Origin of the sequence: Kitasatospora sp. NPDC086801 (assembly GCF_044745805.1) — a bacterium.
In the GTDB taxonomy this organism is placed as follows: domain Bacteria; phylum Actinomycetota; class Actinomycetes; order Streptomycetales; family Streptomycetaceae; genus Kitasatospora.
Genome location: NZ_JBIVAX010000043.1, coordinates 29,986 through 48,243, shown reverse-complemented (window position 1 = coordinate 48,243; position 18,258 = coordinate 29,986). Strand labels below are relative to the sequence as shown.

At 72.1% G+C, this 18,258-nt stretch carries 25 protein-coding genes and 1 pseudogene; 16 read left to right on the top strand and 10 right to left on the bottom strand.

The window, feature by feature from the left end:
* The first annotated feature begins 167 nt into the window (after window positions 1-167).
* Both ACIPLC_RS31825 and pgm read left to right on the top strand, forming a co-directional pair.
* Window positions 168-467, top strand: a complete 300-nt coding sequence (locus ACIPLC_RS31825) for a YciI family protein (RefSeq protein WP_400476492.1) — start codon at window positions 168-170, stop codon at window positions 465-467.
* 114 nt (window positions 468-581) lie between these two features.
* Entirely contained in the window at window positions 582-2,222 is a 1,641-nt protein-coding gene (gene pgm, locus ACIPLC_RS31820) for a phosphoglucomutase (alpha-D-glucose-1,6-bisphosphate-dependent) (RefSeq protein WP_400476491.1), read from the top strand.
* Between the two features lie 97 nt (window positions 2,223-2,319).
* Here the strand turns inward: pgm and ACIPLC_RS31815 are convergent, their stop codons facing one another.
* On the bottom strand, window positions 2,320-2,727 hold the full coding sequence (locus ACIPLC_RS31815) for a MarR family winged helix-turn-helix transcriptional regulator (RefSeq protein WP_400476506.1): 408 nt from the start codon (window positions 2,725-2,727) through the stop codon (window positions 2,320-2,322).
* Between the two features lie 206 nt (window positions 2,728-2,933).
* Between ACIPLC_RS31815 and ACIPLC_RS31810 the strand changes: the two genes are divergently transcribed.
* Window positions 2,934-3,338 (top strand): nuclear transport factor 2 family protein, encoded by a 405-nt coding sequence (locus ACIPLC_RS31810; RefSeq protein ID WP_400476490.1) that lies wholly within the window; start codon window positions 2,934-2,936, stop codon window positions 3,336-3,338.
* Between the two features lie 29 nt (window positions 3,339-3,367).
* On the opposite strand, the gene ACIPLC_RS31805 is transcribed toward ACIPLC_RS31810, so the two are convergent.
* On the bottom strand, window positions 3,368-4,603 hold the full coding sequence (locus ACIPLC_RS31805; protein WP_400476489.1) for an MFS transporter: 1,236 nt from the start codon (window positions 4,601-4,603) through the stop codon (window positions 3,368-3,370).
* Between the two features lie 111 nt (window positions 4,604-4,714).
* On the opposite strand from ACIPLC_RS31805, the gene ACIPLC_RS31800 reads away from it, so the two are divergent.
* Window positions 4,715-5,050, top strand: coding sequence for an ArsR/SmtB family transcription factor (locus tag ACIPLC_RS31800; RefSeq protein WP_400476488.1), 336 nt, complete (start codon window positions 4,715-4,717; stop codon window positions 5,048-5,050).
* A 231-nt stretch (window positions 5,051-5,281) separates the two neighbouring features.
* Here ACIPLC_RS31800 and ACIPLC_RS31795 read toward each other — a convergent pair whose 3' ends face one another.
* Both ACIPLC_RS31795 and ACIPLC_RS31790 read right to left on the bottom strand, forming a co-directional pair.
* A complete protein-coding gene (locus tag ACIPLC_RS31795; RefSeq protein ID WP_363589180.1) occupies window positions 5,282-5,704 on the bottom strand; it encodes a tautomerase family protein in 423 nt (140 codons plus the stop codon).
* Window positions 5,705-5,770: 66 nt separating this feature from the next.
* Window positions 5,771-6,472 (bottom strand): SDR family oxidoreductase, encoded by a 702-nt coding sequence (locus ACIPLC_RS31790; protein ID WP_400476487.1) that lies wholly within the window; start codon window positions 6,470-6,472, stop codon window positions 5,771-5,773.
* Between the two features lie 145 nt (window positions 6,473-6,617).
* On the opposite strand from ACIPLC_RS31790, the gene ACIPLC_RS31785 reads away from it, so the two are divergent.
* Window positions 6,618-7,241 carry a TetR/AcrR family transcriptional regulator gene (locus tag ACIPLC_RS31785; RefSeq protein WP_400476486.1) on the top strand — a complete coding sequence of 208 codons (624 nt, stop codon included), beginning with the start codon at window positions 6,618-6,620 and terminating at the stop codon, window positions 7,239-7,241.
* A gap of 541 nt (window positions 7,242-7,782) precedes the next feature.
* Here ACIPLC_RS31785 and ACIPLC_RS31780 read toward each other — a convergent pair.
* The gene (locus ACIPLC_RS31780; protein ID WP_363623915.1) at window positions 7,783-8,256 is read right to left on the bottom strand and encodes a MarR family transcriptional regulator; all 474 of its coding nucleotides are present in this window, start codon (window positions 8,254-8,256) and stop codon (window positions 7,783-7,785) included.
* Window positions 8,257-8,405: 149 nt separating this feature from the next.
* Here ACIPLC_RS31780 and ACIPLC_RS31775 point away from each other — a divergent pair, with 149 nt between their 5' ends.
* From ACIPLC_RS31775 to ACIPLC_RS31765, 3 genes are all read left to right on the top strand, one after another.
* Window positions 8,406-9,305: an MBL fold metallo-hydrolase gene (locus tag ACIPLC_RS31775; RefSeq protein ID WP_363623917.1), complete on the top strand. Its 900-nt coding sequence runs from the start codon at window positions 8,406-8,408 to the stop codon at window positions 9,303-9,305.
* 335 nt (window positions 9,306-9,640) lie between these two features.
* Entirely contained in the window at window positions 9,641-10,120 is a 480-nt protein-coding gene (locus ACIPLC_RS31770) for a hemerythrin domain-containing protein (RefSeq protein WP_400335726.1), read from the top strand.
* Between the two features lie 72 nt (window positions 10,121-10,192).
* Window positions 10,193-10,693, top strand: a complete 501-nt coding sequence (locus tag ACIPLC_RS31765) for a hypothetical protein (RefSeq protein ID WP_400476485.1) — start codon at window positions 10,193-10,195, stop codon at window positions 10,691-10,693.
* Window positions 10,694-10,789: 96 nt separating this feature from the next.
* Here the strand turns inward: ACIPLC_RS31765 and ACIPLC_RS31760 are convergent, their stop codons facing one another.
* From ACIPLC_RS31760 to ACIPLC_RS31745, 4 genes are all read right to left on the bottom strand, one after another.
* Window positions 10,790-10,981, bottom strand: a complete 192-nt coding sequence (locus tag ACIPLC_RS31760; RefSeq protein ID WP_400476484.1) for a DUF397 domain-containing protein — start codon at window positions 10,979-10,981, stop codon at window positions 10,790-10,792.
* Window positions 10,982-11,058: 77 nt separating this feature from the next.
* Window positions 11,059-11,649 carry a DUF5919 domain-containing protein gene (locus ACIPLC_RS31755; protein WP_363623924.1) on the bottom strand — a complete coding sequence of 197 codons (591 nt, stop codon included), beginning with the start codon at window positions 11,647-11,649 and terminating at the stop codon, window positions 11,059-11,061.
* Window positions 11,650-11,750: 101 nt separating this feature from the next.
* Window positions 11,751-11,957, bottom strand: coding sequence for a DUF397 domain-containing protein (locus ACIPLC_RS31750; RefSeq protein WP_400335718.1), 207 nt, complete (start codon window positions 11,955-11,957; stop codon window positions 11,751-11,753).
* The gene (locus ACIPLC_RS31745; protein ID WP_400335715.1) at window positions 11,947-12,783 is read right to left on the bottom strand and encodes a helix-turn-helix domain-containing protein; all 837 of its coding nucleotides are present in this window, start codon (window positions 12,781-12,783) and stop codon (window positions 11,947-11,949) included. Before ACIPLC_RS31745 ends, ACIPLC_RS31750 begins: the two co-directional genes overlap by 11 nt.
* Before the next feature lie 118 nt (window positions 12,784-12,901).
* Here ACIPLC_RS31745 and ACIPLC_RS31740 point away from each other — a divergent pair, with 118 nt between their 5' ends.
* The 8 genes and pseudogenes from ACIPLC_RS31740 (at window position 12,902) to ACIPLC_RS31705 (ending at window position 17,525) form a co-directional block, all read left to right on the top strand.
* On the top strand, window positions 12,902-13,102 hold the full coding sequence (locus tag ACIPLC_RS31740; RefSeq protein WP_400476483.1) for a hypothetical protein: 201 nt from the start codon (window positions 12,902-12,904) through the stop codon (window positions 13,100-13,102).
* Window positions 13,102-13,350: a hypothetical protein gene (locus ACIPLC_RS31735; RefSeq protein WP_400476482.1), complete on the top strand. Its 249-nt coding sequence runs from the start codon at window positions 13,102-13,104 to the stop codon at window positions 13,348-13,350. Before ACIPLC_RS31740 ends, ACIPLC_RS31735 begins: the two co-directional genes overlap by 1 nt.
* 75 nt (window positions 13,351-13,425) lie before the next feature.
* Window positions 13,426-13,926, top strand: a complete 501-nt coding sequence (locus tag ACIPLC_RS31730) for an NUDIX domain-containing protein (RefSeq protein WP_400476481.1) — start codon at window positions 13,426-13,428, stop codon at window positions 13,924-13,926.
* 86 nt (window positions 13,927-14,012) lie between these two features.
* Window positions 14,013-14,207 (top strand): annotated as a pseudogene (locus tag ACIPLC_RS31725) (VOC family protein); the annotation flags it as partial.
* A 519-nt stretch (window positions 14,208-14,726) separates the two neighbouring features.
* Complete coding sequence (locus ACIPLC_RS31720; RefSeq protein WP_400476480.1) at window positions 14,727-15,026, top strand: WXG100 family type VII secretion target; 300 nt, start codon at window positions 14,727-14,729, stop codon at window positions 15,024-15,026.
* Window positions 15,023-16,318: a putative T7SS-secreted protein gene (locus ACIPLC_RS31715; protein WP_400476479.1), complete on the top strand. Its 1,296-nt coding sequence runs from the start codon at window positions 15,023-15,025 to the stop codon at window positions 16,316-16,318. Before ACIPLC_RS31720 ends, ACIPLC_RS31715 begins: the two co-directional genes overlap by 4 nt.
* Window positions 16,315-17,013: a hypothetical protein gene (locus tag ACIPLC_RS31710; protein WP_400476478.1), complete on the top strand. Its 699-nt coding sequence runs from the start codon at window positions 16,315-16,317 to the stop codon at window positions 17,011-17,013. The genes ACIPLC_RS31715 and ACIPLC_RS31710 overlap by 4 nt, the downstream gene beginning before the upstream one ends.
* Entirely contained in the window at window positions 17,010-17,525 is a 516-nt protein-coding gene (locus ACIPLC_RS31705; RefSeq protein ID WP_400476477.1) for a hypothetical protein, read from the top strand. The genes ACIPLC_RS31710 and ACIPLC_RS31705 overlap by 4 nt, the downstream gene beginning before the upstream one ends.
* A gap of 132 nt (window positions 17,526-17,657) precedes the next feature.
* On the opposite strand, the gene ACIPLC_RS31700 is transcribed toward ACIPLC_RS31705, so the two are convergent.
* Window positions 17,658-18,134, bottom strand: a complete 477-nt coding sequence (locus ACIPLC_RS31700) for a hypothetical protein (protein WP_400476476.1) — start codon at window positions 18,132-18,134, stop codon at window positions 17,658-17,660.
* Window positions 18,135-18,258: the final 124 nt, after the last annotated feature.

Genomic DNA, 18,258 nt, shown 5'->3' with positions numbered 1-18,258 from the left:
AGGAGTGGATGCGGACGAGTCTGCGGGCTGCGCCCGCCGCGCGGCAAGGTGCGACCGGGGTGCTCTGCGTCCTACCGCAACCCGCCGCTGAGCTGGCATGATTGGGCTCGGTACACGCCGCGGGCCCCGGCCGGGAGGCCCCTGCCGTGCGGGGCTAGCCTGGTCGCATGTTCGTACTTGAGCTGACGTACACCGCCCCGCTGGAGCGCATCGACGCCGTGCTGCCGCAGCACGTCGAGTGGCTGAACGGGCACTACGAGGCCGGCACCTTCCTCGCCTCGGGCCGCAAGGTGCCGCGCGAGGGCGGGGTGATCATCGCGCTGGGCGAGGACCGCGCCGCGGTCGAGGAGTTGACCCGCACCGACCCCTTCGCCCGCGAGGGCCTGGTCGCGTACACGGTGACCGAGTTCCTCGCCACCACCACCGCCCCCGCTCTGGACGCCTACCGCCAGCAGCTGCCGGCCTGAACCCCGCTCCCGCCGTGCCCCGCCCCGCCTCGCGGTTCGGGGCACGGTCGCGTTCTGGCTACGATCGGTCAGCACGGGCAAGGACGCGTCTGGGAAGTTGGCGGGAGAAGACGGATGGCACACGCACGGGCCGGGCAGCCGGCGCAGCCGGATGATCTGGTGGATGTGGCGCGGCTGGTGACGGCGTACTACGCGCTGAACCCGGACCCTCAGGAGGTCGGCCAGCGGGTGGCGTTCGGCACCTCGGGGCACCGCGGGTCCTCGCTGGACGCCGCGTTCAACGAGGACCACATCGCCGCGACCACGCAGGCGATCTGCGAGTACCGGGCGCAGCAGGGCATCGCCGGCCCGCTGTTCCTGGGCGCGGACACGCACGCGCTGTCGGAGCCGGCGAAGGTGACGGCGGTGGAGGTGCTGGCGGCCAACGGCGTGCAGGTGCTGCTGGACGCGGCCGACGGCTACACCCCCACGCCCGCCGTCTCGCACGCGATCCTGGCCCACAACCGGCGCAGCCCCCGGGCGCTGGCGGACGGCATCGTGGTCACCCCCTCGCACAACCCGCCGCGCGACGGCGGTTTCAAGTACAACCCGCCCAGCGGCGGCCCGGCCGGCTCGGAGGCGACCGGCTGGATCCAGGACCGCGCCAACGAGCTGATCCGCGAGGGCCTGCGCGGCGTCAAGCGCGTCCTGTACGCGCGGGCGCTGGCGGCGGCGACCACCGGGCGCCACGACTACCTGGGCACCTACGTCGATGACCTGCCCGCCGTGCTCGACCTGGACGCGGTGCGCGCGGCGGGGCTGCGCATCGGCGCGGACCCGCTGGGCGGGGCGTCGGTGGCGTACTGGGCGCGCATCGCCGAGACGCACCGCCTGGACCTGACGGTGGTCAACCCGGTCACCGACCCGACCTGGCGGTTCATGACGCTGGACTGGGACGGCAGGATCCGCATGGACTGCTCCTCGCCGTTCGCGATGGCCTCCCTGATCGGGCGCCGCGACGAGTACGCCATCGCCACCGGCAACGACGCGGACGCCGACCGGCACGGCATCGTCACCCCCGACGGGGGCCTGATGAACCCCAACCACTACCTGGCGGTGGCCGTCGACTACCTGTACCGCCACCGCGCGGACTGGCCCGCCGACGCCGCGGTCGGCAAGACGCTGGTGTCCTCCTCGATGCTGGACCGGGTCGCCGCCGACCTCAAGCGCGAACTGGTGGAGGTGCCGGTGGGCTTCAAGTGGTTCGTCGACGGGCTGGCGGAGGGCTCGATCGCCTTCGGCGGCGAGGAGTCGGCCGGCGCCTCGTTCCTGCGCCGCGACGGCGGGGTGTGGACCACCGACAAGGACGGCATCCTGCTGGCCCTGCTGGCCTCCGAGATCACCGCCGTCACCGGTGCCACCCCCAGCGCCTACTACCGCGAGCTGACGGAGCGCCACGGCGCCCCCGCCTACGCCCGGGTGGACGCCCCGGCCGACCGCGAGCAGAAGGCGCGCCTGGCCCGGCTCTCCCCGCGGCAGGTCACCGCGGGCGAGCTGGCCGGCGAGGCGGTGACCGCGGTGCTGGCCGAGGCGCCCGGCAACGGGGCACCGATCGGCGGCATCAAGGTGTGCACCGACAACGCCTGGTTCGCGGCCCGCCCCTCGGGCACCGAGGACGTCTACAAGATCTACGCCGAGTCCTTCCTCGGCACCGGCCACCTGGCCCGGGTGCAGGAGGAGGCCCGGGCCCTGGTCGGCGAGGTCCTCGGCGCCTGATCCCGCGCCCGCGCGTGCCCCGGACCGGGTCTGCCGGTCCGGGGCACGCGTGTTCCCCGGGCCCGGTTCCCGCGCGTGTTCTGCGGCGCGTCCGTGCTCAGCCGAACGGGCCCTGCTCGGTGAAGCGCCGCAGCGACCGGGCGAACGCCTCGGCCTCCCCGAGCGGCCAGGAGGCGAGCGCGTCCTCGATGCCGCCGGCCAGGCGCCGGCGCATCACCGCCACGGTGCGCGTCCCCGCGCCGGTGAGGGTCAGCAGGGTGGCGCGCTGGTCGTGCGGGTCGGCCTCGCGGCGCAGCAGCCCCGCCTCCTCCAGACGGGTGGCGCGGCGGCTGACCCCGGAGCGGTCCAGGCCGATCTCGGCGGCCAGGTCGGCGGCGCTGCGCGCCCCGGTGCGGGCCAGGCCGGAGAGCACGGGGTAGGTGACCTCGTCCACCGCCTCGCCCAGGCCCTCGGTCAGGCGCCGGTAGAGCGCGGCGCGGGCGGGGCGGCGCAGCAGGACGGCCAGGGCCTGGGCGACGGAGTCCCCGAGGCCGGGGGCGGTTCCGGGAGCGGGGGCGGTTTCAGGAACGGGGTCGGGGTCGGGGTCGGGGATTTCGGGGGTGTGGTCCACCCCTCGATCATAGCGTGCGCGGCGCACGCGTTCCTGGGGTACGCTCCTTCCATGAAGCGTGCGCCACGCACGTATCTTCGGATTCCGAGAAGGGACCCCCCATGCCCGCCACCGCCCCCCGCACCACCATCGCCGCCGCCCTCGACGACCTCCTCCTCACCCCCGGCCTCGACCTGGAGACCGCCGTCGAGCGCCACTTCACCCCCGACTACCGCCAGCGCACCGACGGCCGCTGGAGCGACCGCGCCGCCTTCACCGACCACATCCGCCACCTGCGCGCCGTGGTCGCCTCCGGCCGCGTCGAGATCCACGACGAACTCCACGACGGCGACCGCACCGCCACCCGGCACACCGTCGACGTCCTCAAGACCGACGGCACCCGGGTCTCCATGGAGGTCTACCTCTTCGGCGAGTACGCCCCCTGCGGGCGCCTGCGCCGCATCGAGGAGACCACCCTGCTGCTCGCCGGAGCCGAGACCGACCGCGACCTCGGCTCCGCCCGCTGAGAGCCTGCACCCATCGGCCCATCGGGGGCTCAGGACCGCGCCGGCGCCGGCACCCCCGCCGCCGGCGCGTCCGCCCCCGCCCCCGCCCCCGCCCCCGGCGCACCCGGCGCACCCGCCCGCCCGTCCCGGGTGGTCGCCGCCGCCGTCACCGCCGCCGTCACCGCCGCCACCAGCGCCAGCCCCGCCGCCGCGAACGGGAACCACCGCCCGCCCAGCACCGCGATCGCCGCACTGCCCGCCACACCCCCGGCCGCCGTCCCCAGGTACAGCGCACTGCTGTTCAGCGAGATCAGCAGCGGCGCGTTGCCCGGATCTATCGACGCCAGCCGGTGCGGCAGCGCCACCGACACCGCCCACCCCGCCAGCGGCACCACCGCCGCGTACACCAGCGCCCCCGGCATGCTGCGCCCCAGCCAGGGCAGCGCGGCGAACGCGCCCGCCGCCACCGTCGAGCCGGTCAGCAGCACCCGCCGCACCCCGACCCGGTCCACCAGGCGCCCGCCCAGCCAACTGCCCGCCACCGACATCACGCCCGCCGTCAGCAGCACCAGGCTCAGCCGGTTGGCATCGCCCCCCGTCGCCCCCGAGACGGCGGTGGCCAGGTAGATGTAGACGCACTGGAAGGCCAGGAAGAACGCCAGCGTGGTGGCCGCCGCCCCCAGCACCCGCCGCTGCCCCAGCGGCGCCAGGCGCGCCCGCAGCCCCGGCGCCGCCACCGGCGCCGGCAGGTCGCGCAGCAGCAGCGCCAGCCCCGCCAGCGCCGCCACGCCCAGCGCGGTGACCAGCCACATCGTCATCCGCCAGTCGCTGCGCCCCACCCAGGTGCCCAGCGGCACGCCCAGCGCGGTGGCCACCGTCATCCCGCCCAGCACGGTGGCCAGTGCCCGCCCGCGCCGCTCGGGGGCGACCAGGGTGGTGGCCACCGCGTTGGCGGTCGGCGTGTACAGCGCGGCCCCGGCCGCCGCCAGGACCCGGGTGGCCAGCAGCAGGCCGTAGTCGGGGGCGAGCGCGCTGAGCGCGTTGGCCGCGCTGAACACCGCGAGCGCGGTCAGCAGCAGCCGCCGGCGCGGCCAACGGGCGGTGAGCGCGGCCAGCACCGGGGCCAGCAGCGCGTAGCCGAGCGCGAAGACGGTGACCAGCTGGCCCGCGGCCGGCACGGACACCCCCAGGTCGGCGGCGACCGGGCCGAGGATGCCGGCGACGACCATCGAGTCGGTGCCCATGGCGAAGGTGCCGAGGGCGAGCAGGAGCAGGCGTACGGGCATGGAAAAGCCCCCCGATTGTTTGACGATAGGGCAACAGTTTGACGCTCGTCAAACACTAGGGATGGGTGGATGATTGTCAAACCAATGTCCAGCCGACGAGGACCACGCGCCATGACCGAAGACGAGCGGCTGCCCCAGCCCACCACCGCCGACATCGACCTCGTCACGGTCCTGCACGCCCTCGGCGACCCCGTCCGGATGACCCTGCTGCTCAGCTACGCCGACGGCGCCGAACACTCCTGCGCCCCCCGCGACCTGGGCCTGGACCACCTCCACAAGTCGACCGTCTCCCACCACATGCGCGTCCTGCGCGAGGCCGGCGTCACCACCACCCGCGTCGCCGGGCGCAACCGCTTCGTCAGCCTGCGCCGCACCGACCTCGACGCCCGCTTCCCCGGCCTGCTCGACGCCCTCCTCGCCGGTGCGCCTGCCGCCCTCGACGGCTGAACCTGCCTGAACCTGCCTGAACCTGCCTGGATCCGCCAGGACCCACCGCCCGCGGGGTGCCGGGTCGGTGGGTCCTGGAGTGGGAAGTCGACCTGTCCGACTTCTCGTGGCGGCGCCGTGCCGGGGCGTCCGTCGACAGGAGGTCGGAAGGGGATCGGCAGGAGGTCGGCAGGGGATCGGCAGGAGGTCGGAAGGGGATCGGCAGGAGGTCGGCAGGGGATCGGCAGGGAATCAGTAGGGGATCGGGCGGTTCTCGCGGGCCCACAGCTGTTCGGCCTCGCTCTGGGACGGGGGCGGGGCGATCCCGTTGATCATCCACAGGTCCCGGGGCGTCTCGTCGATGTGGAACTCGCAGTACAGGCCGCGCCCGGTGGTGTGGGGCGCGAGGAGGGCGGCGAGGGCCTCCCGGGTGCGCTTGCGCAGGTCGGGGTCCTCGGTGTGCCGGGCGATGTGCTCGACCACGATCCGCACCGCGTCGTGCGCGGGCTGGTCGCCCACGTGGAAGGAGTCGGCGCCGATCTCGTGGAAGAGCGTCATCACGTAGAACTTCGGCAGCCCGAAGCGGGTGTAGAACCCGGTGATGTCGGCGGCGAGCTGCTGCTTCTGCCCGGGGGTGTAGGTGCCGGGAGGGTGGTAGACGTGCCACAGGGGCATGGGTGTTCTCCTCGGTGTCGGCCGGCGGTGGCCGGCGGGTTTCGACGGGTTTCGGCGGGGTGCGGTTCAGCGGCGGATGGGGATGGTGAGGCCCTCCACCGGGCCGGGGAGCGCGGACTTGAGCGCCCGGGTGAGGTCGTCGACGAGGACTTCGCGATCGCCGCGCTCGACGCCGTCCAGGACGATGCGGGCCACCTCGGCGGCCGGGATCTTGTCGACGGGCAGGGCCGCCACCATCTCGGTGTCCGCGAAGCCCAGGTGCACGCCGACGACCTGGGTGCCCTGGGCGGCGAGCTCCAGGCGCAGGGAGTTGGTCAGGGACCACAGGGCGGCCTTGGAGGCGCCGTAGGCGCCGGCGCCCGCGCCCCAGGACAGCGCGGAGTGGATGTCGACCAGCGCCCCGCCGCCACGGGCCGCCAGCACCGGCGCGAAGGCCCGGGCGATGCGCAGCGGGCCCAGGGCGTTGGTGTCGAAGGTCTCCTGGACCTGCCGCAGGTCGCCGGTGAGCAGCGCTCCCGGGTACAGGACGCCGGCGTTGTTGAAGACGAGGTCGACGTCCTGGACGCGCTCGGCCAGGGCGGCCACCGAGGCGTCGTCGGTGACGTCCAGGGCGAGGACCTCCACCCGCCCGTCCTCGCTGGGCACGGGGGTGCGGGCGGTGGCGTAGACCTTCTTCGCGCCGCGCGCCAGCAGTTCCCCGACGAACGCCCGGCCGAGGCCGCGCAGTCCTCCGGTGACCAGGGCGGTGGAGCCGTCGATCACGGTCATGTGCGTGTTCCTCGCTCTCGGAAGGCGGCGCCCGCAGCCGGGGTACCGCAACGTTTAGATTATTACCATCATCTAAACTGGATGGGGAAGCCCGGATGGGAAAGTAGGACCACCACCGCCGCAGGACGAGGAAAGGAACGCAGGCATGCCCCGCGTGTCACGGGCCGAGGCCGAACGCCACCGCCAGGAGGTGATCGACCACACCGCCAGACTGATCCGGGAGCAGGGCTCCGACCAGGTCAGCGTCCCCCAGGCGATGGCCGCCGCAGGCCTGACGCACGGCGGCTTCTACCGGCACTTCACCTCCAAGGACGACCTCGTCGCCCAAGCCCTCACAGCCGCCTTCACCGAACGCCGCGAAGCCATGGACCGCCTCGCCGACGACCCCACCCCCGACCCGGCCGCCGCCCAACACCCCACCCCCCGCGCCGAGTTCCTCGCCCGCTACCTCTCCACCCCCCACCGCGACAACCCCGGCCAGGGCTGCGCCGCCGCAGCCCTGGCCGCCGACGCGGCCCGCGCCGAACCCGGCTCCCCGCTGCGCACCGCCTTCACCGCCGGACTGCGCGACCTGGCCGACGGCTTCCAGCACCTGCCCGACGCCGCCGACCGCGAGAGCGCCCTCGCCGACCTGTCCACCATGGTCGGAGCCCTCCTCCTGGCCCGCGCCAGCGAGGACCCCGCCCTGTCCGACGAACTCCTCGCCGCGGCCCGCCACCGCCTGGCCACCCCCGCCGCGGACGCGGACACGGGTGCGCCGTCCGCGTAGGGCCCGCAGGCTCAGCCCGTGATCGCGCGCACCCGGCCGGGGCCCGGGTGCGGCTCGTACGCGGTGCTGCACTCGCTGATCAGCGTGCCCGCCTTCGCGCCGCAGGGGCACAGCTGGTTCATGCCGCTCGGGTCGTCGGGGTGGCAGCCCCCCGGGAATGCCTCCCACCGGGATGCGGCTGGAGTGACGGTGCGTCATCGGGGTGCAGGACCGCGGTGTTCCGGGGCCCCGCGGACACCGGGAACCCGTCGCCGTCCGGATCGCCGACGCAGGGACCCCGGCGAAGACCGGCAGGCATGCGTCGGAGGGCGCGAGCGGGGCGCCCCACGGCCCGGGTTCCAGGGCGAAGAAGCCGGGCAGTCTGGTCAGCGGTCCGGCGATCGGGGGCGGTCGCAGGCCGCGCACGCGAACACGGTCACGGTCGCAGGCCGCCCACGCGAACACGGTCACGGTCACCCGGCGTTCCCGACACCCGGCGCGCGCCCTGCCGACCGGGCAGGACCTGGCCGCTGCGCCGGGGGAGTGCGGGGCCCGCGCCGATCTACCGGCCCGGCGGGCGGCCTCCGGCCGGGCCGGGCGGCTGGCCGGGGCAGAGGCGGGTGGCCAGTTCGAGCAGGTCCCGGAGGGCGTGCTGCTGGGGGGCGGTGAGTCCGGCCAGCGGCGAGTCCTGGGTGAGGAACGCGAGCAGGCGCGTGCGCAGCGCCGCGCCCTCGGCGGTGAGGACGAGGTGCTTGGCGCGGCGGTCGGTGGGGTGCGGTCGGCGCTCGACCAGGCCCTGCTTCTCCAGCCGGTCGACGACGAAGGTGGTGTTGGAGGGCTCGCAGTTCATGCGCTGGGCGAGTTCGCGCATGGTCAGCGGCCCGGTCATCTCCCGCAGCGCGGTCGCCTGGGGCGCGGTCAGGCCCAGGGTGACGGCGCGTTCGCGGACGTGGTCGGCGATCTGCTGGGCCAGCCCGTTCACCAGGCCGCACAGCTCCCATTCGGGGGTGGCCTGCGGTCGGGGGGGCGTCGTCATGGCTCCATCCTAGCGAGTCCATCAAGCCATCATATTTATCACTTGAACCTTTATATCTTGAATCTTTCTAGCTTGATGCTTACGGTGGCAAGGCCGCCGCCGTCGCCACCGGCCCGGCGGCGGACCGACACCGAAGAGGGGAAGGGACCATGGCGAACTTCGAAGCCGACGCGGCCCACCGGGACGAGCGGCTGCGACGGCCCTCCGGCATCCGCTCCGTACAGCTCGGCGACACGAAGGTGACCTTCGTGCCGGACGGCGTCGTCCTGCTGCCGCCGCGCGGCTGGCTGCCCGAGACCACCGACCGGACGTGGGCGGAGCGCCCGCAGTACCTCGACGCCTCCGGCCAGTTCGTCGCGACCGTCGGCGCGCTGCTCGTCGAGCACGCCGGGCGCGCCCTGCTGATCGACGCGGGCTTCGGGCCCCGCTCGCTGCCGGCGGACCCGAGCGTCCCGCACGGCCCCGGCCACGGCGGCGCGCTCCTCGACAACCTCGCCGAACTCGGCCGCCGGCCGGACGACATCGAGGCGGTGGCCTTCACCCACCTGCACTCCGACCACACCGGCTGGGCCTGGCACCCCGCCCCCGGCGGCGACCGGCCGGCCTTCGCCCACGCCGACTACCTGGTGTCCGAGGCGGAATGGGCCGGCCACCTCGCCCGGCCGGACGGGCCCGGCGCGGTCGAGGGGGCCGCCGTCCTGGCACCGCGCGTGCGCACGGTCGCGCACGGGCAGGAGGTCTTCCCCGGCGTCCGGGTGCACGTCGGCGCCGGCCACACCCCCGGACACGCCGAGTACACCGTCACCGCGGGCGGGCAACGGCTGATCGCCTTCGGCGACGCCATGCACTCGCCCGTCCAGGTCGACCACCCCGAGTGGTCCGTGTCCGTCGACCACGACCCGGCCCGCGCGGTCGAATCCCGCCGCCGCCTCGTCGCCGAACTCGCCGAACCCGACACGATCGGCTTCGGCGTCCACTTCGCCGACGTCGTCTTCGGCCGCGTCCGCCACGACGGCCCCGGCCCCGCCTGGCACCCGCTGGACGCCTGACCGGCCCCCGGGCCCCGCCCGGGGCCCCTTCGGGGGTGTCCACCGCGCCCGCCCGGCCGGCCGGCCTTCGGCGCGGATCCCGCACGGCTCCGGCATCGCCGCGGACGTCCGGCGACGCCGGAGCCCCCGCCGTCACCACCCGCATGCCGCTCGACCGCGCTCGGAACCCGCCGGAAGCCGGGCCGCGGGGCCACGATGTCCGGGGAAGCCTTCGGCACCCACCCGCGACGGCGCTTGCCGTGGCGCCGCGGCCCGTGATCGGATGGCGCCAGCATCGCGTGCCGGTGACGGACAGCGTCAGGCATGGAGGTGCGGAACCGAAGGGACCGCCTCCCGTGGCCTCCCAGGACGGCGACCGCGCGGTCGCCCTGAGCCTTCAACTCTCCCGAGCACACCAGGAACTGCGCCGCCGGATCGGCCGCATCAGGGCCGGGATCGGACAGCGCCGCCCGGGCGACGACACGTTGCGCACCCACTGCCTGGCCTTCTGCGCCGCGCTGACGGCACACCACCAGGGCGAGGACGAGGGCATGTTCGCCCACCTGCTGCGCGAACGCCCGCAGCTCGCCGGGACGGTCGCCAAGCTCGTCGAGGACCACGAGATGATCGCCGCCATCCTCACCAGGGTGCGCGAACTCGCCGACCACGCCGCCGAATCGCCCGGCGACGGGCTGGAAGCGGTCGGGCGCGAACTCGACGGACTCACCGCGATCATGGAATCCCACTTCGCCTACGAGGAACGCACGATCAGCGAGGCCCTCGACAGCGCGGTACCCGACGGCGGCTGGCCCGACCAGGTGTTCCGGTTCGGCTGACGAGCGAGCCCCTGCCTGCGGGGGAACGGAATTATGTTGTGACGTGAGGGCCGTCGCTGTAGACATGCCGCGATGACGATTTTTCATTGCGCCGCCTGCGGCGAGGCCCTCACGGCCGACCTTGAGCCCCTCCCGGCGGTTCCTGCCCGGCACCTGTTCGAGGGCGAGCTCGTCAACGGCCGGCGACAGGCCCCGCCCACCATGCCCCGTGGCCACTACGCCGTCGATCCGCAGCCGCACGGGCCGCCGTTAGTCCCGGCCGATGACCAGGACGACTGGCCCCCCGCCTACCCCGGCGGCCCGTGCATCAGCGACTTCGACGGAACGGTCGTCGTCTCGGCCGGGCCCCGGAACACCTTCGTCCTGCACCCCGAGGACGGGACCGGCCTCACCTGGCACACAACAACGACCGGGCCACCCAGTTGTTGCGGAGCCCCCGGTGACGGCCCACCCAACCGCGCCTGCCACTGCGGCGCCGTGGTCGGAAGCGAGATGTCGGACTGCTGCACACCCTACGAACTCCACCTGCTGCCCGACGCCGTCCGCCCCGCTGCCCACACCCCCGACCACTGACGCACGCGGCTACACGGACCCCACGGGCGGCTGGACGGCCGAGACGAGGCTGTCACCTGCACCCAACAGTTCCTTTGTTCCACCCAGGAATTGCCGCTACCGGGCGTCGAACTCACCCGCGCTGACGGCGGTGACGAAGGCCCGCCAGGCGGGGGAGGGGAAGAGGAGGACGGGCCCGTCGGGGTCCTTGGAGTCCCGGACGGGCTGCACACCGGTGAAGCCGTCGGCGACCTCGACGCACTGACCGCCACTGCCGCTATAGGTGCTCTTGCGCCAAGTGGTGTCCATCGCGGTTGCCTCCTGCGGCCGGAGTGGAAAGTCGATGGGGATGACTTCCCACTCCGGCGCCGGGTTAGACGCAGGTGTCAGCGCGGGCCGGAACGGATGTCGCTGCCCCGGGACCAGAGTTCTTCGACGTGTTCGGCGAAGCGGTCGAACATGCCGTTCTCCTCGCTGCGCCGCAGGTGCATCAGGGGTGAGTCGTGGCCGACGGTGCGGGCGAGGTGGGGCGTGACGAGGGCGTGTTCGTCGAAGCGGAAGACGGAGAGGCCGACGTGGTTCGGGCCGTCGTCCGGGGCGCTGAACCGGGCCTCGATGCCCTCGGTGCCGGAGAGCTTGGCCAGGTTCTCCAGGGTGACCCTGATCCTGGTGGACACCGTGAGCGCCACGTCCTCGATCTGCTCCCGCTGACGCGTCGTGTCGGAGACCGGATCCCCGAGGAGAAACCGGACCCGGCAGCCGCTCTCGGCCTTGCGCCGCAGAGTCTGCAACAGGGCGGGCTGCTCCAGCCAGACGAAGTAGCTGGTGTAGCCGGCGAGGAAGATGTCGGACCGGGCCTCGGCGATCAGCTGCGCCCAGACCGACTGCGGGCAGGCCGAGCGGTACGGGTAGACGGCGAACACCTCCCGGTCGTGCCCGGTCTTGACGTTCGCCCGGACGGTGTTGGGCCAGATCATCAGTTCATCACCCCCTGAGGTCACGGCGGCGGGTTGAACCGGGTGGAGGGGTTGAGAAGGCCCCGCCGCCCTGGATCGGGGCGTCGGGGCCGGAGTTGCTGCTACCGGGCGTCGAACTCGCCGGCGTGGACGGCGGTGACGAAGGCCTGCCAGGCGGGGGAGGGGAAGGCGAGGGTGTGGCCGTTGGGGTCCTTGGAGTCGCGGACCGGGACGATGCCGGGGAAGCCGTCCGCTACCTCGATGCATTCGCCCCCTCCGCCGCTGTACGTGCTCTTGCGCCAGCGAGCGCCGGATAGGTCAAGGTGCACTTTCAAATTCCTTCCGTACTGCGCGGATCAGCTCAAGCGACGCAGCCAGAGGTAGTGCCTCGGCTTGCAGCCGATCGTACTCCCTGGCCCAGCCCGCGAGGGTTTCGGCGTCGCGCTCCAGATGGCCGCGCAGATGGCTCTCCGAATAGCCGAGCAGCGAACGATTCGGCATCGTCAGAAGCGTCACCGGGTGTGCGAACGGCCGGTTCTCCCCGAGGCTGATCGGGGCTACCTGGATGGTCATGTTCGGCCGACTGGCTAGCTCTTCCAAATGGGCCAGCTGGCCCACCATCACCGCTGGTCCGCCGATCGGCCGTCGCAGGCTCCACTCGTCGAGTACGGCCTGGATGTATGGCGGAGACGGCTGGTTGATCCGTTCCTGCCGGGTGAGGAGGAACCGCATGCGTTCGTCGGCCTGCTGCTGAGTGACGATCCCGCGCCGTACGAAGGCCTGTTCATAGGCTGCCGCATACTCGGGAGTCTGCAGCAGCCCTGAGATGACCCCGATCTGGAAGGGCCGGATGACGGTCGCTTCGGCTTCCTTGTCGGCGTACTCAGGGAAACCCTCTATCAGGATGCTGTGTTCGAGCTGGTCGAGCATCAGGCCGAGCGTGCCGCCGGTGGCGAGGTGCTCGTCCACGAGATCGACGAATCGGCGGCTCGGCGCGCGGATGCCGCGTTCGATGCTGGAGATGTAGGCGCCGGAGTAGGCGATGGCCTCTCCGAGTTCCGTCTGGGTCAGGCCGCGTGCCTCGCGTGAACGGCGGAGCTGAATCCCGAGGGTCGCGTACGGGGATGACGCAGGATCAAGCTTCTTACGGTTCATGATGCTTCCCAACTGAACCATGCTGAACTGGCGACTTCAGATACTTCCCTAGGAGGGGGTCGTTCCGCAAGTCTTTCCCGCACAGAAAGTGAAGGATCGACTGCGGAAGGTTATTCCCATGGCTGATGTCCAAGTTCCCCGGCTGCACGGCTACGGGGTGCGGTGGGACCCGGAGGGCCGGTGTTACCGGGTGCGGAACGAGACGACGGGGGAGTGGCTGCGCAGCGGTACCTCGGGTGAGCTGGCCTCCTTCTCCTCGTTCTCCGCCGCCTTCAGCGCCTGGCGGGGGTTCGAGGTTCGGCGGCAGGTGGGGGCGTGATGGGGGAGAAGGTCTACCGGGCCACGGCCGACCAGCGGCGGCAGGCGGCCGACGTCCTGGACGACCTGACGGCCGTCCTTGCCCTGGGCGGGGTGAAGTTGCCCTCCGTCGAGGTGGATTGGGAGCACGGCCGCAGGACGGGCTGCTACCTCATCGGCCTCGGCTGCGCCCACCCGTCCGCACTCCTGCGGGTCGTCGACCTGCTGCGCAAGGGACTGCGCTACGAGTGCCTCACGCATGACGGCTGAACTCCTGGTCCGCCTGCTCTGGTGGGCGGGCTTCTCCCTCGTACTCCTCGCCGCCCTCAGGAAGTGAACCGCCCGATGCGTGACCCCCGCCTCCTCGCCAAGCCGCCGGTGTGTCGGCTCGGCTGCCTCGTCCTCGTGCGCAACCCGCGCGGCGACGTCCTGCTCGTCGACCCGGACTACATGGACGGCCTGATCCTCCCGGGCGGCGCCGCCCAGCCCAACGAGCCGCCCAACCTCGCCGCCGCCCGTCACCTCCACGCCGAGACCGGCCTCAACCTGCGCCTCGCGGACGTCCTGGCCGTCGACTTCACCCCGGCCGACCGCTACCTGGAGCGCCTGAACCTGGTCTTCGACGGCGGGACCGTCACCGAGCACGCCGCCGCCCGCCTGACCGTCCCGCCCCGGCACCGCAGCGGCCTGTTCGGCGCCCGCTTCGTCCCCGCCCACGAACTCCCGGACGTCATGGCCCCCGCCCAAGCGGCCCGCGCCGCCGAAGCCCTCGCCAACCGCGCCGTCCCCCTCCTCCTCCACGGCCAACGCACCACCTGCGACGAGGGCCGGACGCCACCGCGTTAGACGCCAGGGCCTGCGACGACAGTGCTGGTGCTGCCCGGCCGCAAGTCGATGGCGGACCGGGCGGTGCTTCGGGCAGGCTCTCGTACATGGTCTCGGTGTTGCAGAACGTGGCGATCGACTGTGCGGATGCCTATGGGCTGGCCCGGTTCTGGAGTGAGGTGCTCGGTTGTCCGCTGGATCCGGAGGACGGCCCGGGCGATCCGGAGACTGCGGTGATGCTGCCGGAGGGCCCGCAGCTGTACTTCCACCAGGTGCCGGAACCGAAGACGATCAACACACGTGACTACCAGTTCTGTGCAGCTTAGCCGCAGGTCAGCACCAACGACAGAGCCCCGCCCGGCACTTGGCCGAACGGGGCGTTTCGCTGTCCGGAGAGACCTACGACGTGTGTGTGGCCCGGTGGTGCGGGACGGCCCAGCAGTCACGCGACCAGTACCGAACCGCCCCGTCAGTCCACGGTCGGCAGTCGTTCGCCGTACGGGGCTCGTAGCGGACCGCGTAGCGGCTTCCGGCGAGTATCTGCCACCCCTGCCGCTCACACCGCAGCATCCCCCGCGTGTTGTCCCTGCGGGTGCCGTCCGGCTGCTCCCTGATGTAGGGCTTGGCCATCACGCCACCGCCCCGGCGAGGCAGTGCGCACCTGGGTAGGTATATCCGGGATCGGGGAGCCCCAGCACGACCGCGCGGAGAGCTTCACGCCGATACTCTTGCGGTTTCTGGAAGTTGTCCCGGAGTGCAGGCATCGCGCGTCATAGGCTGGGCTGAACTGACCATCCATCAGCTCAAGGAGGCGGTGCGCTGTGGGGGACTATTTCCGCGTTGAGGTGAACGAGCTGGACCGACTGCTGCAACAGCTGAAACATGGCCAGTGCGACCTGCGTGCGGCACTCAACGCAATGCGCGACATCGGCCCGAAGAGCACCGGCAGCACGTCACTGGACCGTGCCTGCGACGACTTTCACGACAGCTGGCACGACGCGATCAAGTTGATCTCGGACGGTACGGCGCAGATCGAGGACAAGCTCCGTGAGACGGCCAAGGACTATACGGAGACAGAGCAGGCGATTCGCGACGCCTTCGGCAAGGGGGCTGCGGCATGAGCGGTGACCGCGACTTCCCGGCCCTCGGCTTCGACCCCGCGCCCGGCAGGCCCGAGAGTGTGGATGTCCTGGTGTCCAAGCTGACCTCGACCGCCGGCGCGCTGGAGAGCGCGCACAACACGCTGGTGTCCATCAGCCACAGCGGCAGCGCCTGGCAGGGCAAGGCTGCGGAGGGCTTCGCCCAGAAGGTCGGCAAGCTGCCCAAGACCATGGCGGACAGCGTAGATGCGCTGAAGGCCGCGTCCACCCAACTGTCCTCGTGGAGCAAGCAGCTGGTGAGCTACCAGGAGACTGCCAAGCGCTACGAGGCGGAGGCCGAGGGGGCCAGGAGGCGGCTGAAGGAGGCGGAGACACGTAAGGGCGAGGCCACCTCCCGCTACAACCGGGCGGCGGACGATCCCGCCTTCCGGCTGGTCGGCTACCGCTTCTCCGACGGCCAGCAGCTGGCGGAGGCCGAGAACAAGATCAGGACGGCACGGCAGCAACTGGAGACGGCCAACCTCCAGCTGGAGACCGCGTCGCGGGAGCTCTCGTCGATCGAGGACGAGCTCCACCGCATCGTCAAGCAGGCCAAGGAGCTCCATAAGCACCACCAGCACGACTCGGACCGGACCGCCAAGGCCCTGCGCACGGCGAACCACGGCGCGCCGCACATCAGCACGTGGAGCAAGCTCGCCGACGGCTTCAAGAAGATCGGCAAGGGCATCAAGGACTGGGCGCACAAGCACGCCGACGTCCTGAAGAAGGTCGGTGACATCGCCGGCGCTGCCTCGGCAGTCCTCGGCATCGCAGCGCTGGCCACCATGTGGTGCCCGCCGCTGTCCGCCACCCTCGGCGTGGCCGCGGCCGGCGCTTCCAGCGTCGCCCTCGGGGCTCACGGCCTGGCCAAACTCGGCGGCGCCAACGTCAGTTGGACGACGATCGCGCTCGACGGAGTGGGCGTGGTCCCCTTCGTCGGCGGCGCGGCCAAAGGCGTCAAGGGCATCGCCATGGGAGTCAAGGCCATCAAGGCCGAGGGCTCCCTCGCGGCCGGCGGAGCGAAGCTGCTGGAAGCGGGAAAGGCCATCGAGAGCGCACACATGGCCGGTGGTCTCCTGCACAGCAAGGTCATCGCGCCGATCTTCACCAAGACTCCGCTCCGGAACCTACCTGGTGCCACCACCACCCTGGGCAAGGCCGGAAAGGATGTCCTGAGCGCCTCGTCGTGGTGGTCGCGCGGCATCCAGATCGGCGTCAAGGGCAGCGGTCTCGTCGTGCACGCGCCCAAGCTCTACCAGGAAGTGACATCGTGACGGTCGAACAGGGCGTCGCCGCACCGCCGACGGCCGATGACGAGCTGGACATCCGCTGGGAGGTCCCGGTCGTCTTCCACTCGTTGGGCGTCTCCCTGCCCGAGGATCAGCGCGCGGCGCATATCGCGGAGGTCGCCGCCGAAGTCTGGTCGGGTGGTACGGAGTTCCAGCGCACCACCGTTGCAGGCTGGTACGCGGACATCGCCGCGGAGGCCGCCGAGGACGGCGCCGTCTACGCGGGCTTCGCGCTGCTCGGCACCGAGGACGACCAGGTCAGCATGGCAACCCTGGTCATCCTGGTGGAGGAGTCGGACACCTCGGACGCAGAGATCGCCGCTGCCTCCCTGGTGGAGTTCCTCTCCGCTGACCCCGCCCATGAGGTCATCCGCTCGGAGGTCGGCTGCGGACCGGCGGTGCTGTCGATCTCTGGCATGATCATGGACCTCACCGAGCAGGCCGGCGAACCGACCTCGCTCGAGCTCGCCCAGGCCGAGGCGTACATCCCCGTGCCCGGCGCGGACACCCTGCTGGTCTGTCGGCTGAGCACGCCGTCGATTGCCGACTTCCCCGAGTACGTGACCATGCTCGCGCGGATGGCCGACACGGTGGTCTACAACAAGCCCGGCGCGGCCACGGAGGCTGCTGCCTCGGTGACACCGCCCGACCGGTCCAGGATTACGGAGGCCTTCGGGTGAGCGACTGGTACACCCCCGCACCCCCCGGGCTGGATGTCGGCCCGCTGCCCAAGCGCTCGGCCGTCGGGCTCGCCCTGCAGTTCACGCTGCAGTGGCTGTACCTGGTGCCCTGGAGCGTGGTGGCCGTGGCGGATGTCGTCGGCTCGCTGCTGGGGAATAGCGACAGCAACATCCGGAGAGGTCTCGTCGACCACACACTGACGCCGCGCAGGTACCACCTTGAGCGCCGAGGTACGCAGCAGGAGTGGGAAGCCTGGACCGACGAGATCCTCGAGCGGCGTTCCACCGAGGCGTTGCGGGCCGAGCGGCAACGCCGTGCGTGGAACGCGGGGAGCAGGTACAAGCACAAGGAGACCGACCCCGCGTTCGACGTCGAGAAGCGCTATTACCGCAGCATCGGCGCCGGCGGCGTGGCCGTCGTCGCAGCGCGGCGCGGCTGGGACGTGGACTGGCGGAAGACCTACCCCAAGAGCACCGTCCGCCTGGTCTACCGGAAGCCGCTCGACGCCTGAGCGGTGGTACCTGGCGCGGAGTACCACCGGCTCTCCAACGCCCTGACCATGCAACTGAATGGGCTGGTCCACTCCCAGGACACCTGACCTTTGGCCGCACGAAGTCACGCACGATCACGAAGTCCTGCTGGACTAGGCGACGCCCCGCAGGACGCAGAGGGTCCCCTGCGGGGCGTGGAACGTCTGCCGCACCTCCCACGCGCCGCTCCGGCCGGCCTTGACGTTCAGCGCGGTGTCGCCGAGAGCAAGCACCGTGGCCTTCGCCGAGGTGAAGTAGACGACGATCCGGTAGTCCGCGTCCTGGCCGCCGGGGTTCACCGCGGTGCCGGCCGCGCGCCAGCCGTCCTCGGTCGCCTCGCAGGTGCCGATGGTGACCTGCTTGCGCTTCTCCTGGTCGTTGGCGACGGACGACGGCGGCGGCAGCGTCGGCTGCTCCAGCACGGCGATCTCACCGCTGCTCGCAGCGTCCTCGGAGGGCGCGGCCGTAGCGGCCTGCACGTCCTGACTGCCACCGCTGTGGGGCTGGCGGCAGCCGGACAGGGCGGCGAGGGCGAGCAGTGCGATGCCGGCGGCGGCACCCGCTCGGGCCTTGTGCTTGGTTTCGCGCATCTCGTACTTCCTTCGGCTGTGGGCGGCGCCAGGAACGATCACACCGGTGTCACCGCGGAGGGGCCCGGCCTGTCTTACCGTGCCGGTGCGGGCGGCGCGGGCTCGGCGGGCCTGGCGGTGGCGG